The 16985-nt window shown below is 49.6% G+C and carries 13 protein-coding genes; 8 read left to right on the forward strand and 5 right to left on the reverse strand.

Annotated elements, in window-relative coordinates; genetic code table 11:
* Window positions 1-31 precede the first annotated feature (31 nt).
* A complete protein-coding gene (holA, locus tag CYPRO_RS08410) occupies window positions 32-1117 on the forward strand; it encodes a DNA polymerase III subunit delta (protein ID WP_124245573.1) in 1086 nt (361 codons plus the stop codon).
* A gap of 89 nt (window positions 1118-1206) precedes the next feature.
* Complete coding sequence (locus CYPRO_RS08415) at window positions 1207-1839, forward strand: RNA polymerase sigma factor (protein WP_114984194.1); 633 nt, start codon at window positions 1207-1209, stop codon at window positions 1837-1839.
* Window positions 1840-2105: 266 nt separating this feature from the next.
* Here the strand turns inward: CYPRO_RS08415 and CYPRO_RS08420 are convergent, their stop codons facing one another.
* From CYPRO_RS08420 to CYPRO_RS08435, 4 genes are all read right to left on the reverse strand, one after another.
* Window positions 2106-3491 carry an OstA-like protein gene (locus CYPRO_RS08420; protein WP_164682649.1) on the reverse strand — a complete coding sequence of 462 codons (1386 nt, stop codon included), beginning with the start codon at window positions 3489-3491 and terminating at the stop codon, window positions 2106-2108.
* A 97-nt stretch (window positions 3492-3588) separates the two neighbouring features.
* Window positions 3589-4179, reverse strand: coding sequence for an LPS export ABC transporter periplasmic protein LptC (lptC, locus tag CYPRO_RS08425; protein WP_114984196.1), 591 nt, complete (start codon window positions 4177-4179; stop codon window positions 3589-3591).
* Window positions 4180-4215: 36 nt separating this feature from the next.
* Window positions 4216-4851, reverse strand: a complete 636-nt coding sequence (upp, locus tag CYPRO_RS08430; protein WP_114984197.1) for a uracil phosphoribosyltransferase — start codon at window positions 4849-4851, stop codon at window positions 4216-4218.
* Window positions 4851-6509 carry an alanine/glycine:cation symporter family protein gene (locus CYPRO_RS08435; protein WP_114984198.1) on the reverse strand — a complete coding sequence of 553 codons (1659 nt, stop codon included), beginning with the start codon at window positions 6507-6509 and terminating at the stop codon, window positions 4851-4853. The genes upp and CYPRO_RS08435 overlap by 1 nt, the downstream gene beginning before the upstream one ends.
* A 227-nt stretch (window positions 6510-6736) precedes the next feature.
* Here CYPRO_RS08435 and CYPRO_RS08440 point away from each other — a divergent pair, with 227 nt between their 5' ends.
* Window positions 6737-7030, forward strand: a complete 294-nt coding sequence (locus tag CYPRO_RS08440; RefSeq protein ID WP_114984199.1) for an HU family DNA-binding protein — start codon at window positions 6737-6739, stop codon at window positions 7028-7030.
* A 69-nt stretch (window positions 7031-7099) separates the two neighbouring features.
* Window positions 7100-7849 (forward strand): tetratricopeptide repeat protein, encoded by a 750-nt coding sequence (locus CYPRO_RS08445; protein WP_114984200.1) that lies wholly within the window; start codon window positions 7100-7102, stop codon window positions 7847-7849.
* A 258-nt stretch (window positions 7850-8107) separates the two neighbouring features.
* On the opposite strand, the gene CYPRO_RS08450 is transcribed toward CYPRO_RS08445, so the two are convergent.
* The gene (locus CYPRO_RS08450) at window positions 8108-8731 is read right to left on the reverse strand and encodes a hypothetical protein (RefSeq protein ID WP_124245575.1); all 624 of its coding nucleotides are present in this window, start codon (window positions 8729-8731) and stop codon (window positions 8108-8110) included.
* A 106-nt stretch (window positions 8732-8837) separates the two neighbouring features.
* Between CYPRO_RS08450 and CYPRO_RS08455 the strand changes: the two genes are divergently transcribed.
* The 4 genes from CYPRO_RS08455 to CYPRO_RS08470 are packed head-to-tail and all read left to right on the forward strand — an operon-like array spanning window position 8838 to window position 16960.
* Window positions 8838-10436, forward strand: a complete 1599-nt coding sequence (locus CYPRO_RS08455) for an NFACT RNA binding domain-containing protein (protein ID WP_114984202.1) — start codon at window positions 8838-8840, stop codon at window positions 10434-10436.
* A 2-nt stretch (window positions 10437-10438) separates the two neighbouring features.
* A complete protein-coding gene (locus tag CYPRO_RS08460) occupies window positions 10439-11005 on the forward strand; it encodes a shikimate kinase (protein ID WP_114984203.1) in 567 nt (188 codons plus the stop codon).
* Entirely contained in the window at window positions 10977-12083 is a 1107-nt protein-coding gene (gene aroB, locus CYPRO_RS08465) for a 3-dehydroquinate synthase (protein WP_114984204.1), read from the forward strand. The genes CYPRO_RS08460 and aroB overlap by 29 nt, the downstream gene beginning before the upstream one ends.
* A 38-nt stretch (window positions 12084-12121) precedes the next feature.
* Window positions 12122-16960 (forward strand): translocation/assembly module TamB domain-containing protein, encoded by a 4839-nt coding sequence (locus CYPRO_RS08470; protein ID WP_114984205.1) that lies wholly within the window; start codon window positions 12122-12124, stop codon window positions 16958-16960.
* The last annotated feature ends 25 nt before the right edge of the window (window positions 16961-16985 follow it).

Consider the following 16985-nt stretch of genomic DNA (forward strand, 5'->3'; position numbering starts at 1 on the left):
TTCACAGCGAAAATGTTCTCCAATCACAGTTATGGCAAAACGCAGCAACAATGTATCCCCGCAGCAGGAATTTGCGCGTATTATACAAGAGCTTGATTCAGGCACCTTCAAACCGGTCTATTTTTTATGTGGGGATGAACCCTTTTTTATTGACCGGATTCAGGAAAAAATAGACAGCCTGATTCCTGAACACAGCCGCGTCTTCGACTATGAAATACTGTACGGCGCTACGCACGATCCTGCGGATATTCTGAGTACGGCAAAAAGCTACCCGATAGGCGGCGAGCGCCGGTTCGTGTTCGTACGGGATTTCATGCAGTGTACCGAGAAAAAAGTACTCAAAGATAATACGTCGGTAAAACCTCAGGCAGGACTTGAGCTTTTTCTCCCTTATTTCGAGAACCCGCTTGAGTCAACCGTGCTGGTTCTCATCGATACACAGAAACCCGCGGGAAATACCCGATTTGGCAAGGCCCTGAGTAAATCTCCAAACTGTGAACTCTTCGTTTCATCCGCGCCTACTGAAAAAGAAATACTGGACTGGATAGAATTGTGGGCAAAGCAGGAGTATAAAAAGAAAATTGAACCGGACGCCATCATTGCGCTGTATCAGCTTGTAGGCAATAAGCTACACGAACTGTCCAAAGAATTGGAAAAAGTTTGCGGTTTTGCAGGGAAGCGGGAACGCATAACCCGTCTGGATGTAAAATCTGTCGTTAAAAATACCAAGGAATACACCGCTTTCGACCTTACTAACGCCCTTTCTGCCCGCGATGCCAAACGCACCCTTTACATAGCGGAACGTTTATTGCAGGACGCAGACAAGGACACAGGTGAAATATTTGGGATGATATCGCTCATTTACGGAAATTTCACCATTCTTTGGAGCATTCTGCGCTATTCTGCAAAAGGCGAAAGCCATGCCGACATAGCAGCCCGGTTAAATGTAAACAGATACCGTTTCAATTATCTGGTGAAGGATGCCTCCAACTACCGTGCTTCAGAAATGCCCCTGATTTTCGAAGCTATTTTGGATGCTGATCGTGCTGTGAAAGGGTACAGCAAGCTCGACGCCAAAGCTGTTTTCATCCTGATGCTTAAACGTATTCTCGCCTGAGTCCGCCTTCACCAAAACCGGAAATCCGGGGTGCTGCACACCTGAACTGTTAAGTGTGAACGGTATCCCGACATCAGGCAGGTACGTTCATGAACAGCTTCAGAGAACAGCATTCGGCACGTTTTCAGGGATTAACAGACGAACAGCTCATGCAGCAGTTTCAGGGGGGAAGCGACGCCGCTTTTTCTGAGCTTATGAAACGCTACGAAAAGCGCCTGTTTATGTATTTGTTTCGGTACACACGGCATGAGCAGGATACGGAAGATATTGTGCAGGAAACCTTTATGCGGGTGTACAGCAGCCGCAACAGCTATGAAGAGATCGCACGGTTTTCGACCTGGCTCTACACCATCGCAGGTAATCTCATGCGTACGCGTTTTAAAAGGCAACAGCGACGGCAAACGGTTTCTATTGATCAGGAGCACAACCATCCGGAGACGGTTTTTGTCGTTCAGCTTCCTGATGATAACCCGCTGCCCGATGAACAGGTCTACCATGCCCTAACCGCAAAGGCGGTGCAGGAAGCCATTTCCAGGCTGCCAAAGGAGTACAGGGAACTTCTCGAAATGCGCGAAATGCAGCAGCTCACCTACGAAGAGATCGCGCAAGCGGTAAACCTTCCGCTCGGTACCGTCAAAAGCCGCCTCAACCGCGGCCGGCTCAGGCTCCAAAAAATACTCACCGCATACTTTGGAACCGAAGCTGTATTTGCAGCTGCATGAAAAAGAGACCTTTAGTCCGGGTAGATGACTTTTTTATTTTTTGGGGGGCTACTGTAAACAACACCGTTTTCGTGTGTACTCTGTGTGTGTCTAGACCTGCGGTAAATCCTGTCTTATCAGTAGGTAGTTTCAGCACCGCACACATTATTGAACATAACAAACAGCTCAGCTTTATCAGATGCTGTGCGGATCGCAAAAGTCAGCGCATTTCAACACCCTTTTATCCCCATTGTTGCTTCACATCGGATAGCACTCCGGAAAAGCACTTATTCGGGCTCGATTGCTGAGATGTCCTGTTCGTCTAAAAATTCACGATTGCGACGGGGCAAGGGAAAGAGCGGTTCTTCAGGGATGGGATCACGGCTTGGGAAGAGCCATTCAGCCGGTTTAGCAGGCCTGCGTTCCGGTTCATACTGAAAGCCTTGCAGCCGTATTTCGCCGGGGTTCAGGGCTTCAGGAATGTAGCGCCCGTCAATTGTGCGATAATATTTAAGGCTGTCAATATTTCCTTCATTAAAGTGCATGATGAGACGCTCCGCGGAAATCTGAATAGCAAATTCAGGCCGGTCATTTTCATCCCGCTCATGGATAATCATCTCTGAATTGGGCTCTACGCGCATTTTTGAAATTTCTCCGGCGTCAAAATAAATACGGAGAGAGTCTCCGATGATTTGGTTGAAACGTCCGGTTAGGCTATCAGGGGTGACTGCAACAGGTTCGGGAAATGCAAAAAGGGATTCGATCTCATCGTCAATAAGCTGAATGTCGATGGTCTCACCGGAAAGTTGCAGATCCTTCTGCCATAAACGAGCGTCACCGGTAAGCCGGAAAAGACCTGTTTGGTCGTTGTAGGTACTTTGTTCTGAAAGCGCAGCGTAGCGCTCGGCCCAGATCTCAACATTCCCGAAGCCATCAACCGTACTGAGCGTATCCCTGTTTGTTACCTCGATGCGATCGGCAGCCAGAAAGGTTGTATCCGTACGCGCTTCGTTGACCCGCTGTAGCCGCGCATGATCACGCAGTTCACGGAATCCGGTGCTGTCGCTCTGACTAAAACCGCCGCGCATACGGGTTCGCTCTTCAAAATCTTCGAGATAAACATTACCCCGCATTTTGAAAAAATCTGCAGAACGCACTGCATAGAGCGTGTCCGCTTCCGCATACTGCGTAGCGTCGGCAATCTGAACATTTCCGTAAAACGCAGCGCTGTCCGGAAGGCTGAAATAAAATCCGCGGTCAGCCTGAAGGGTTCCGTTTTCATCCTCCATCCGGATCTGCCGTGGAAACTCAGCAATTTCAAAAATGAAATTATACAGCATTTCCTGACTGAAAAGCCTCGCTGAAGGACCTTCAACCACAACCCTGCCCCGAAAACGGCTGATATCCGTCAGGGTGTTGTAGCGAAGCGTGTCTGCCCAGATATGCTGATTTTCGGTCCTGATCTGTATGTTGCCGAAGGCGTCGATAAAATTCCTGTCGAGATACTGATACACGCTGTCAGCAAGAATATGCAGGTCATCGGTCTCCATTTCAACATTTCCGCGTAAAATCCTCACCCGTCCGAGTTCCGTTGTCTCTCCGCGCAAACTCTCGGTAAACAGAAGCCGAACCTGCGTCTGTGCGTAGGCTTGCTTGCTTTCGCTCTGAAACATATTACCCCAGGCAATGAGAAGCAGGAAAAGTGCAGAAACCCGGATACAAGTGTGCAGGAGCTGCGGCTTGCAAAGTGCCGCAGGGTATGTTGACGCTTTAATCATCAAGACGAAACTGACCGGTTACGCGGTTAAGACGATACTGACTCAAATCCTGATTGCCAACGAGTCCGAAACCGGTGATGCTGTCTTCCGGGGTAGTGATGATCACGAAACCGTTGCTGGAAAAGCGGGCCCCGATTTCGTCCCAGGTGAGCTCTTCGGTTCGCAGCCGTCTGTTTTCTCCGGTGTGTACATCCACATCTCCGGTAAACTCAAAAAGGTGATCGCGGCTCATAAACGACGCTTGTTCCGCAAAAATCTGTGTTTCCATTTGTCCCAGGGTGTCAAATACAACGATCTCTACAGGCGGGCCGAACAGGTCGGTCCGGTTCAGGTTTGCGGATTCGCGGGTGACGCTTCTGGGAGCTGTGGCAACGACCCGGATGCGTTCACCGGTGATAATCTCAATGCGCGGGTTTACGCTTTCGGTCATACCAATCAGCGTATCAGCCTGCGGATTAGGCGGTCGCTGCAGATGCTGATCAGGATCGCTGCAGGCGGGTATGGCGAAACTCATGAAAAAAAATCCGGCAAAATAAAGGAACTGCCCGCAGCTAAGCCGGCATTTTTCTGCCAGTGTATCCATGAAATGAGATTGAATTATGAGCGGTTTAGGTCAAAGTCAGGTTGTGCCGAATATACGGTCACCGGCGTCACCTAAACCGGGTACAATAAATTTGTTTTCGTTGAGCCGCTCATCAAGCGCGGCCGTGATAACGGCAACTTCCGGAAATTGTTTCTGCACGGCTTCAACGCCTTCCGGTGCCGCAATCAGGCAAATAAAACGGATTTCCCGTGCACCTTTTGACTTCAGGAAGCTGATCGCGTCGCACGCACTTCCACCGGTAGCAAGCATTGGGTCTACCACCAGTACAAGTGCGTTTTCGATGCCGTCCGGCACGTTTACGTAGTAGTCAACGGGCTTTTTGGTTACTTCATCCCGATACATCCCAAGATGACCGACCCGCGCGTCAGGGACGAAAGTCGTGATGGCGTCAACCAGGCCCAGTCCGGCCCTGAGAATCGGGATGACAACGATGTTGGTGCCCAGTTTGTAGCCGGTTGTTGTCTGAATAGGGGTCTCAACCTCAAAGCTTTCCAGGGAGATGTTGTTCAGCGCGTGATAAGCCAGGATGGTTGAAATACGCGACAACGCAAGCCGGAAGTTTGCCGTATCGGTTTTCTTATTGCGCAGGATGGTAAGATCCCGCGCGATAACCGGATGTTTGATTTCAGTGAAATTAGCTGCCGGATTCATTATTCGTCGTCACCCTCCTCATCCATCTTTTTGAAATAAGTGTTGGTAAGGCTCACGACGACCCCGCTTAGCGCAAATAAGGCTATGAGATTGGGGATGGTCATCAGGCCGAGGGCGATATCTCCGAGTCGCCAGACAAGCTCCAGCGCAATGACAGCACCTACAAAGTTCATAAATACATAGAAAATCCGGAAGGGCAGGATAGCGCCGTCCCCGAACAAATACTGTGCACCTCGGTCGCCATAGTAGCTCCAGCTAATGGAGGTTGAAATGGCAAATAGCAGCACGCAGATGGTAACGAGCAGGCTTCCCCAAGGCATGATGGGAGCAAGGCCAACCTGAAACGCGCGTGCGGTGAGCGAAGCCCCGTTATCGATTGCGTTGCCAAAAAGCCGGGACATTTGCTCGCCCGTAGCAGCTGTAGCGGTGAAAGTGCTCAGGTTGATTTCGCCGGTGAAGGGAATTTGTTGTGCAGAATCGGTAAACAAGGTGTCAACGCTGATCCGGAAGCGGTTCAGCACCACGTCGCTTGTGGGAAGGCCTTCATCAAACGTAATAACCTGCGGCAGATCACGGCCTGTCTGTGGTGAATCCTGCACCCAGCTGAAGCTTGTATTGCCTTCAGAAAGCGAAATGGACTCAGGGTGCTTGGTGTCCCAAACACCGGTCGCAACGATTACAAGACCGGTCATTGTACAAACAATAAGAGTATCAATAAAGGGCTCAAGCAATGCTACAACACCTTCCCGAACGGGCTCATCGGTTTTAGCCGCAGCGTGTGCAATAGGTGCAGAACCCTGACCCGCTTCATTTGAAAAGAGTCCGCGCTTTACGCCCCATACCAGGGTTGTCATAATAGCACCGGAACCAACACCGAACGCGCCCGCAACAGGATTAAAAGCTGAGGTAACAATGAGATACAGAGAGGGCAGAACTTTGTCGTAATTCAGCAGCAGGATGACAAGTGCGCCAAGTACGTAAAGCACGGCCATAAGCGGAGTGAGGCGGGAAGTGACGTAACCGATACGCTTGATTCCGCCAATAATCACGACACCTACTATACTTGCCGTAATAAATCCTGTAACAACAACCGGTACTGAGAATGTGCTCGACATCACGTCGGCTACAGAGTTGGCCTGAATCGCATTTCCGGTAAAAAAGGAACAGATGACTGTGAATCCTGCGAAGGCCATTGCCATCCATTTCCAGTTGCCGCCAAGTCCTTTTTCGATATAATACATCGGGCCGCCGGATACCGAGCCGTCTGCATTTTTGGTGCGATAATGCACAGCAAGTGTACACTCAGCATATTTAACAGCCATACCAAGCAGTGCTGTTACCCACATCCAAACAAGGGCACCGGGGCCTCCAAAATGAATGGCAAGTGCTACCCCTGCGATGTTACCGATACCAACGGTTGCACTCAAAGCCGTGCTCAACGCCTGAAAGTGATTCACATCGCCCTCATCACTGGGGTCATCATACTGTCCGGTAACCACCTTGAAACCGTGTGTCAGCTTCCTCAGTTGAATAAAACCGAGTCTGGCTGTGATAAATATTCCAAATCCCAGCAGAAGAACGACCATCATGGGGAATACGCTGGGGGTATCCCATACAATTTTTTCGAGGATGTCTACAACTGATTCAAAGAAATCCATTAGGCATAGTAGTTAATTGAAGGTAGGCTTCAGAAACGATTTTGTGAGTATAAGGCATTTTTGATAAAGATTAAGCCCTCAAATTAGAAACTCACCGGTTTAATCATATGATTTTTTAGTTCAAAACTGAACTTTAGTATGGGAATACAGGTTGTAACAATACTTCATCAGGGAATCATACTCTGCATTCCTAACAAACCCTTTAGTACCCAAAAATTTATGTCGTCATGACCAAAGCTGACATTGTAGATATTATAACAGAATCAACCGGCATATCTAAGACCGAGACCGAAGCCGTCGTGAATGGCTTCCTTGATACGGTGATTGCTTCGCTTAAAGATGGCCGCAACATTGAACTGCGGGGCTTTGGCAGCTTCAAAGTAGTTAAAAGAGCCCGGCGTGTTGCCCGAAATCCTAAAACAAATGAAGAAGTAATTGTTCCGGAGCAGTATGTACCCGTGCTCAAGGTATCAAGAGAATTTAAGCGCGAAGTAAGCAGAACCATGCGTGTACCAGGCTGATATTCACCCAGGGTTCATTTAATTGGTTTAATTTGTAGAATTCACCAACTCACAATAAAACCGAACAAAATGTACCGTTGGTTCTCGCTGTTTTTTGCTGTCGTCCTCATTGTTCTTGCTGTACTGATCTATTATGATTCCCAATCAAGAGAAACCCCTGAGCCACAGACATCAACTGCACCCCATCACGGAGAAGGATTTGGAGACACATCCGAAACCTTCTTCGACTTTCACGGAGATTTAGATGTTTCCGATGAGGAAGCTGTTTCAAACCGCATTGCACAGATAGAAACCCGGCTTTCTGAAATCGATCCGCTTTCGCGCACAGCCGTGCCTTTCTATGGTGAGCTGATGTTGCTTCATCAGCGACTCGGTCGTTTGGACGGTGCCGCACAGGCAAGCCGTCATATTGCTATGATCATGGACGACCCGCAGGATTGGTGGAATGCTGCCATGCTCAACTACAATTGGGCAGAAACCATTGGCGATGCAGAAATCAGAAACCACTTCCTGACTTTATCCAAAGATTGCTTCGAAGAAGCTTTAGAACTCACAGAGAATGCAGAGCTACTCACTGACTATGCTGTCGCACTGATTTCTATGAATAAGGACGCCGAAGCACTTCAGGCACTCGGTACAGCTATAGCTGACCATCCACCTTATTTTCGCAGCTACCTTACAAAAGGCATGATTCTGTATCATCATAATAGGATTGATGAAAGTATTTCTTATCTTACTCAGTCTATAGAAATAGCTGCAACCGAAGATGAATCTCAGCAGGTTCGCAATGCTATTGATGAAACGACCTTAAATATTTAACATAAAACCAACTACCGATGCCAAGCGGAAAGAAGAGAAAAAGAGCAAAGATTGCGAAGCATAAGCGTAAAAAGCGTCTGCGTAAGAACAGACATAAGAAGAAGTAGGCTGCGTGACATGCTTTCTTAGTTTTTTAAAAATCACAGCTCATGTTAGTCTGTGATTTTTTTTTGCCTGTATATCTTATAAAAAAAGCCCGAACCAAAGACTGATTCAGGCTTAAAATATGTGCAGGATCGTAAGAAAGCAGAGGCTTTGCTATGCTGCCTGTGGCCGTGTTTTACGGGCAAGATCAAGTACAAGTGAGCTTTTACGTAAGATGGTATCAAGCTTTAAACGTACTTCATCGTGAACTTGCGCCAGGTTCCGCGCTTCCTTAAATGAGTATTGATGGTACAGCAGCAGCGACATGGCAGAAATGTAGCGTCCGTGCTGATCGCCTTCGACTTCGATGTGCCAGCGATGAAGTAGTTTCCCTGATTGCAGCATGTAAGCCATTTCCTGATTCAGTGAGTTCATCCACATGCTTGCATAGCTGATACGGGCTTCGACATCGCCGTTTGATGGCAAATCAATAATTTGTTTTTCATCGAAATGCCAGGCTGTTTCAATATCAATGGTGACCGGCACTTTCCCCGAAAGCAGTTCCCGTTTATTCAGCAGCGGATGCTTGGCCATGCCTTCCATCTGTTTGGCCAGCTTGGCTTCACGAAACGTATCCCAGTCAAGGTTGATGGAAATTTCACGAACCCCGCAGCCGGGATCCGTAGGTTCGAGGGCTAACTCAAGACCTGTTGCATTAATGGTAGGGTCATGCCAGACCCGAAATTTTGATGGATTTATATTTCTTTCACCAAGTTCAGCTTCTATTTTTTTAATCATGGATTTAAAAATAGGGTACTTCATGCATTATGCCTGCAAGGTTAAGTGTGAATGTTGGGTTAATAAATTAAAGCTGGAAGCGCTTTTAAAATTTGCACATCTATAGATGAATTCCCATTATGCTTTAAGATATTTAGCTTTTGAGCTAAATGCAACGTTTCAAAAGGCTTCATTTGAACTGGCAGCCACAAGCCGGAAAAACGAGCTTGGCCTTTATTTCAGCCGGGGAGAAGACGGCTTGAAAATTACGGTCTCAACGGACCCGCAGCGCACGGCTGTATTCGCAGATCCAAGGGTTTCCGTAAAAAAAAATAACACAGCTACTTTTTTCAATCCTCTGCAAGGTAAAACCGTCCAATCCGTATCTGTCGCGGCAGAGGACCGTTTCCTGTACATTCAGTTTGAGCACACAAATCTGCGTCTCACGCTTAAAATGTTCGGCAATGATCCCAATGTTTTTTTGACAGAGGGAGACGTGATTCTGGAGGCATTTAAACATCCTTCACGCTTTGAAGGTCAGCCCGAACCGCAGGCTTTTTCACTTTCAACCGTCCCGCTTGAAGAGGCAAAAGGCGGACTGCGCAAGAAAATACTTAAGGCATTTCCGCAGCTTCCGAGGGCGTTTGCGGACGAACTGATCGCGTATCACGAACTCGACACCAAGCCCCTGCATGAAGTCGGTCGTTTTCTGGATCAGGTTCATCATCAGCTTCTTCATGCGCCCGAACCCCGCTTGCTTGAAGACGGCCGTTTTTCGCTGTTTTCAGCTGCACACTTCCCAACAGAAAACGCGGAATCATTCGATGACATCAATACCGCAGTCCGGGTTGCTTTTTTTGCGGAAAAGCGGGAGAACACCTTTCTGAAAGAACTCGCCCTTTTGAAAAAAAGAGCTGAAAAACTTCGGTCCCGCTTTGAAAAAGCACTAACGGAAGCAGATAACGCACAAAAGAGCATAGAAAAAGCCGAATGGTATGAGCAAAACGGGAATATTCTGGTTGCACATGCCCATCTTACACCTGAGCCTTCTAAAGAAATTGAACTGCAGGATTTTTACAATGAAGGAGCATTGAGACGGATAAAAATTGATCCGCGGCTTAATCTTGCTGAAAACGCTGAAAAGTATTTTAATCTGAAAAAAAAGGCGGAACGGGCTTTTGAAACGGCAGCTGCATTTGCCGAAGAAACAGAAGCCAAACTTGAAGAACTTTCCGGTATTGAAGAACAGCTGAATAATATTGCCGACATGAAGGCGCTTGAAGCCCTTCAAAAAGCACATGAAGGTCATGAACTCTTCAGGAAGAAGTCAGGCCGCGAAGGCGAAAGCCTGAAACCGTACAAAATCGGGCGCATTGGCAGGTTTGAAGTCTGGATTGGCAAAAATGCCAAAAGCAACGACCGGATTATGCACGATTCACATAAGGAAGATATCTGGCTGCACGCCAAAGGTGTTGGCGGTTCACATGTGCTCATACGGATGAACCGGGCACAAACCGAACCCGATAAAAGTCAGCTTGAAAAAGCTGCGGGATGGGCGGCATGGTACTCGAAAGCGAAAGGCAGCTCCTTCGCACCTGTCATCAAGACGCGCCGCAAGTTTGTTCGAAAACCTAAGCAGGGTGCCGCAGGCGCGGTACTGATTGATCGGGAGGAAGTCCTTATCGTGCCCCCTGTTGAACCTTTACCCGGAGAACTGGAGGATTAACCATGGCATTACAGCATCACAAATCCATTACCCTGTGCGGTATGATGGGATGCGGTAAATCAGCACACGGGCGGCAGCTGGCACGGGAGCTTAATATGATGTTCCGCGATTTGGATCAGCTGATTGCGGACCAATACAACATGCCTGTGTCACAAATTTTTTCGGAACGGGGGGAAGCTTTCTTCCGGGCTGCCGAACGGGATATGCTGAATGATTTGCTGGGTTTGCCGCCTGCCGTTATTGCGCTGGGCGGCGGTGCTTTACAGGATGAAGCACAGGCCCGTTTTATTCGGGAAAACAGCATATTATGCTTTATTGATGCACCTTTTGATAGTATTTTAGAGAGGGTGCAAAGAAACACGCGCAGGCCTATGTTGCTTGATGAAAACGGTAAGCTGAAATCAGAAGAAGAGATTCGGAAAATACTCACGGAGCTCGATCAGAAAAGACGCCCGCTTTATGAATCAGCCCATGTTCACTTTGTGCCCCCTGTCAATAAAAGGGTTCAGTTATCTGCCAAAAAGTTAATTAGCGAAATTGATGCATTCCTTCAGCGTACAAACCATTAGCATTCAGGAAGACCTGCAGTACAAAGTAATAACCGGAGATGCGCCATGGGAACCGCTCAGGGAAGTACTGGCTTCTATTAATACCCGTCAGGCCGTTTTTTTGGTTGATGAAAATGTTTTCCGGCTGCAGGACGGATTCATAGCGTGGCTCAGCAGCCTGGTCGAGCGGCCTGTCCTTGCCCGCATTCCCGCAGGTGAAAGCAGCAAGAGCACCGAAAACTGGATTTCCCTCGTAAATTTTTGTCTCGAGCAGGGGATCGATCGTCAAACGCCGGTCGTCGCTGTGGGCGGAGGCGTAACAGGGGATCTGGCCGGCTTTGTTGCCGCTTCCGTGCTGCGCGGACTTCCGCTGATTCACATCCCAACTACGATTCTTGCAATGGTTGACAGTTCCGTTGGCGGGAAAACGGGTATCAACCATGAAACCGGAAAAAATCTGATTGGCGCTTTTTATCAGCCCCGCGCTGTTGTCTCCTTTCTTTCGGTACTCGAAACGCTTCCGGATGAAGAGTTCATCAGCGGTTTTGCGGAAGTGCTCAAATACGGCGCCATACAGGATACCGGTATCCTCACATTGCTCGACGGGCGTGATATTCTGCAGTTGCGTAAGGACATCCCCTTGCTCAAAGAAATTATTGATCGCTGTATTAAAGTCAAGGCCAGGGTCGTTACGGAGGACAGTAAAGAGTCCGGACTCCGTATGATTCTCAACTATGGACACACCTTCGGGCATGCCATTGAAAAGGTGGCGGGTTACGGACGAATTTCGCACGGTCAGGCTGTTTTTGCCGGAATGATGGCTGCCGCGGTCATGGCCCGTAAACTGGGCGCAACTATAAATACCGATTTGATTGCACAGCATACGGCTTCTTTCATAAAACCGGGCTTGCTGGATGGCCTCGATATCGAAGCCCTGAATCATGCCATGCGGTCAGATAAAAAGGTCAGCAGTGCTACGGTTCGCTTCATATTGCTTCACGAATACGGAAAACCTTACCTGCACCCCGTAGAGGACAGCGGGTTCATTTCAGAGGTCTGGACAGAAAGTTTCTCGGAAATCAGCGCTTCCATCAGCTAAACTATTTTTAATACATTCTACTCTATCTCAATTTCATCTTGATACTCAAGTGGGCATATACCATCTGGCGGTACTTTTGGACAGCGTTTTTTGCGTTGCTGATGATGGTATCCTTTATTTTTGGGGTTACGTTACTGTTGCTTCAGCTTTCACCCGTTCAGCTGTGGGTTGCGGAGCGGTTCACAGATCGTTTTAATGAGCGTTTTGAAGGCGATATACGTATCGGGGCTGTAAGAGGCACCCTGCCGCTGGAGCTGGAGTTGCGCGATGTCGTCCTCACCCTGCCTGCAGAGACCGAAGGTGGCCAACAAAACCTCAGCCCGCTGCCGCCTGATACGCTGTTGAGCACCGCTTCTCTGTATGTGCGAATTGACCTGCAGCAAACCCTGTTTCAGCGCCTTACTATTTCATCGGTCCGCATTCAGGATCCCGAAATCTGGCTTGGATTCAGGCAGGATGAGCCGCTCGCTCTGGCGCGTGCTTTCAGCCCCCGTAAACCCGCCGATAAGCCGCGGGAACCGGAACCGGAAGAACAAGCTGCGCAGCCGCGGCAAATGCTTGATTTGCCACGCATATACCTTCAGAGCCTGAGCATAAGCGGTGGCCGCGTTCATGTGAGCGGGCTGCATGAGACTACCCTCGATACCGCTCAGGTACGCCTCCCCGATAAATTTACAGCGGATGACCTCACGCTGAATCTCAGTCTTGAGTTGTTCGAGGATCAGCGCCTCCTTGCGTTTCGTGAAATGCGGCTCCGTTCGGAAGTGCTGCCCTTTGACGAGCTGAATTTTCGCGGTCAGATTTATGCTGATGAGCAGTTTTTGGAATTCAACCGCATCACCTTGCAAACCCCGCAAAGCCGCCTGGGATTTAACCTGGTCATTGACGGCATTAATCTGTTGCAGGATGATCTTCGGGAGCAGTTTCGTCAGGCTAACGTCACTTTCCGACTGGATAACACCCGCTTGCTGACCGATGAACTCAGCCCTTTGATTCCGGCTTTGCCTGCGTTTGGAAAGCATATTGAAGCCGACATCCGGGTCAGTGGTAATGCAGATTTCACCGAGCTTTCGAGGCTTAGCCTTAGGTTTGGAGACAGTGCGCTGCAGCTTTACGGCGAAGCTGAGGATTTGCGTGATACCTTCCGCTATCGTGCGGTGCTGGATTTTCTGAATGTGCAGGGAGATGATCTTGCGCTCCTTCTCGCCGGGCAATTCCCGCCTGCATTGCAGGAGGCAGGCTTATTCACGCTTCGGGGGAATGTAGACGGATCCGCCCAAAACGCCCGGTTTGACCTGAGCGCTGAATCCGAAAATACCGGCTCAGTAGCCCTGAATGGCAGTGCTGACTGGCAGGATGTGATCGCCTTTGACGGGGAACTTGCACTTACTGCGCTGAATCTGGCTAATCTGCCCGGTCTGGAGATGGGCAACTCATTTGTGAACGCTACCGTGAAGGCACAGGGGCAGGGAGACGAAATTGCAAACGGAACAGGCAGGCTGCAGGCGGAAGTCCGTCAGAGCCGGATTCAAAACATTACTATTGATGACGCCCGCCTCACCCTAAACCTCAACGATGGGTTTCTGGAACCGGAACTGCAGTTGTCGCAGCAGGAGGGCGGACAGCTTTCCCTGGGCGGGTGGATTGATTTGCTCAGCGAGCAGCGGGTTCTGAACTTCGAAGGCCGCCTTGATGAATTCCGGCCGGAACTGACGGTCAATGACGACCGTGTGCTGCCGGGAAGACTGAATTCGAATATGACCCTCACCTTGCAGGGCAACGACGCAGACAGTTATCTCGGGGAAGTTTTTCTCGACCTTCGCAACTCCATGTACGGCACGCAGGACATCAGCGATTTTGAATTTTTTATGACGCTCGATGAGCCGGAACAGGCTGACCCAACCAATGAAGCCGTGAACCGGCGCCTGCGCATTGGCGGAACCATGCTCGAAGGCGAAATCACGGGTCGGTTGATTCCATCTGAAGTCGTTGGGCTTACCGAATACTGGATTCAGCAGATAGATCAGCTGATCACGCAGCAAAGTATGTATCAGCTTAGCGCGGCTGCAATGGCTATGGACAGAACCTTTCAGCCGATTAACCGGCTGATTCCTTCGCAGGATCTCAGCATCCGCATGCGTATCGACGATCTGAGCCTGATCCATGCGCTGTTTCCCGGCGTACCTGAAATTGACACCATTTCCAATTTTGACGCCGAGATCAGTGCCGACGGGGAGCAGGTGCAGCTCAGCTCAACTTTCTTTTCGGATTTCATCGATACCGACCCTGTTCAGGCCGCCAGTGTTGTCAGCAGCCTTGCCTTTACCATCCGGCCCGAAGAGCAGTTTGGGTTCTTTTCCGGTCTGTTGCAGCTTGAAGCAGATGAAATCAGCATTGAGGGCGGACAGTCGTTCCGGGACGCTTCTGTTGTGCTCGATATGTATGATGAAGCATTTGTACTGCAGCGGCTCAGGCTCATTACCGGCGATGATGTGACGCTCGGTGCCATGGCGAGTGCGGTTTTTACCAATCGCGACGTGGATATCCGCCTCATGGACTTTTTCCTGGGTGATGAAGGCTACACCTGGAGCAACATTAGGCAAACGCCCATCCGCATTTTTGAAGGAGGGCGCATTTTCGTTGACCGGCTTGAGTTTGGCAATCAGGAGGAGCGCTTCATCATAGACGGAATCTTCAGTGAGAGTCCTGATGATGAAGTGTCGTATGCCTTTCATGATATTCAGCTTGAACGTATTTCATCCCTGATAGGCGGGCGCGTTCGTTTCAGCGGCCTTTTTGACGGCAGCTTTCAAACCCGCACCCTTATGACTGATCCTTTTTTCAGAGGGGGTTTTGAAGTAGCACAGCTCAGGCTGGATGACCGGCTTGTTGGCGATGTTTTCTTTGACAGCAGCTTTAATCCCTTGCTCGAGCGCTTTGACACTACCCTGATGATTCAGGCGCAGCAGGATGACAGCCGTCCGGTAGCAGATCCGGATGAAATGCCGTCTTTTACAGCCGATCAGACCATGAAGGATGTGATTGTCGAAGGGTTTTTCAATACGCTCGGGATGGCCCGTGAGAGCGGTGTATATGCTTCTTTCGATGTGCGACTTAATGAAATTGATCTTTGGGTGCTGCCTCTTATTGTGAGCAACATTTTTGAGGAAGTTGAAGGCCGGGCACAGGGGAACGGGGTGTTCGAGTGGGGTGAAAACGGCATGTACTTCGACTCCCGTTTTGAGTTAAGTGACGTCGAACTGGTACCTGTTTTCCTGATGTCCCGCCTGTTTTTAGACGGGACTATTGACTTCAGTAGCGAGCGGGGCGTGGAGATCAACGACGTGCGGGTCCGGGATACGCGTAACGGAACCGGCGTTCTGAGTGGCGATGTTGATCTGAATAACTTCGCAGGGCCCACCCTTTTTAACCTGCAGCTGCAGATGAACAACCTCACATTCATGAATAATCGCTCAGGTCCTGATGTGCCGTTTTTCGGGAGAGGACAGGGGACAGGCACCGTACGGCTCTCTGGTTCAAACGATGATCCTTTTATTTCTACCCCTCAGCCGATTGTGATGAGCGGCAACTCCATTGTCTCGATTCCCATTAGCACCGATCAGTCCGTTGAGGGAGGTACACGCTTCATACAGTTTGTTGATGAATTCGATTTCAGTCAGCTGTTCCTTCCGCCTGATCCTGAAAACGAGCGAAACAATCAGGACGGTCTTGAGGTCAATCTCACCTTTATGGAAAGGTTTGGTCTTGACCTGCAGTTTGTGGCTAACGATAACATGACGGTCCGTTTGATTTTTGATGAGGTCACTTCCGAAATCCTTTCCGCACGCGGTACCGGAAGAATCCGGCTGGGTTTGCAGGATGAAGTCTTTCAGGTTTTCGGAAGTTTTGATGTGGCAAGCGGCGACTATCTGTTTGTAGGCGGAGATATCTTCAGCCGCAGGTTCAGCCTGCGCGATGGCGGGACCATCACCTGGGATGGCGACCCGATTAATGCCAATATCGACGTATCCGCTTCATACCGGGCCCGCCCGAACATCAATGTGCTGCGCCCCGGCGCAACAGTCGATGATGTGCCCGTCCGTATTCCGGTTGATCTGGTGCTCGAGATTACGGGCACGCTCGACAGTATTGAAAACGATTTCTTTTTTGAATTTCCCACCGGCACGGATATCACGCAGATTGCCGCCATTCAGGCAGCACTTGATAACGAAGACACCAAACTTTTGCAGGCAACGAGCATTCTCCTTTCAGGTAATTTTGTGCCGCTGGACAGTGAGCTGAACAATGTGTTTGCCAATCAGTTCGGGGCGCAGGGACTGAGCATGCTGTTGTCTTCGCAGATCAGCAGCTTGCTGAATTCCAACATCACCAATCTTGATATCGACCTGAATCTTACGGGTTTTGATGAAGCGGATCTGGGAATCGCGCTGCGGCTCTTTGACGACCGGCTTACGGTTCGCCGCGAAGGTACTGTTACGGGACCGGATTCGCACTGGGGCGACTTTGACGTCACCTACCGCTTCAACCGCTATTTTTCCATTGAAGCATTTTTGAGACGGGAATCACTCCTGCCTTCTGCCATTTCGGTAGGGCGGGATCAAAATGATGAAGTGTACGGCGTTGGCCTGGAAGCCCGGGTGCAGTTTAATACCTGGCGTGAATTACGTGAGCGTATCTGGTGTTCTTTGGGGAGACTGTTCGGCAGAAACCGGAATGAAGAAGGTGAGACGACCGCTGATGAGCGCGGGGACGACCCAAACCGGTCACAGCTTTCGCATGTGCCGGTTGCCGCCACTGAAAACCGCAACGACTTCATCATCATCCCCCCTGAACATCCCGATGACACGCAGCCATAGTGTTCATCATTACGAAGCACAAAAT

Origin of the sequence: Cyclonatronum proteinivorum, assembly GCF_003353065.1 — a bacterium.
GTDB lineage: Bacteria > Bacteroidota > Rhodothermia > Balneolales > Cyclonatronaceae > Cyclonatronum > Cyclonatronum proteinivorum.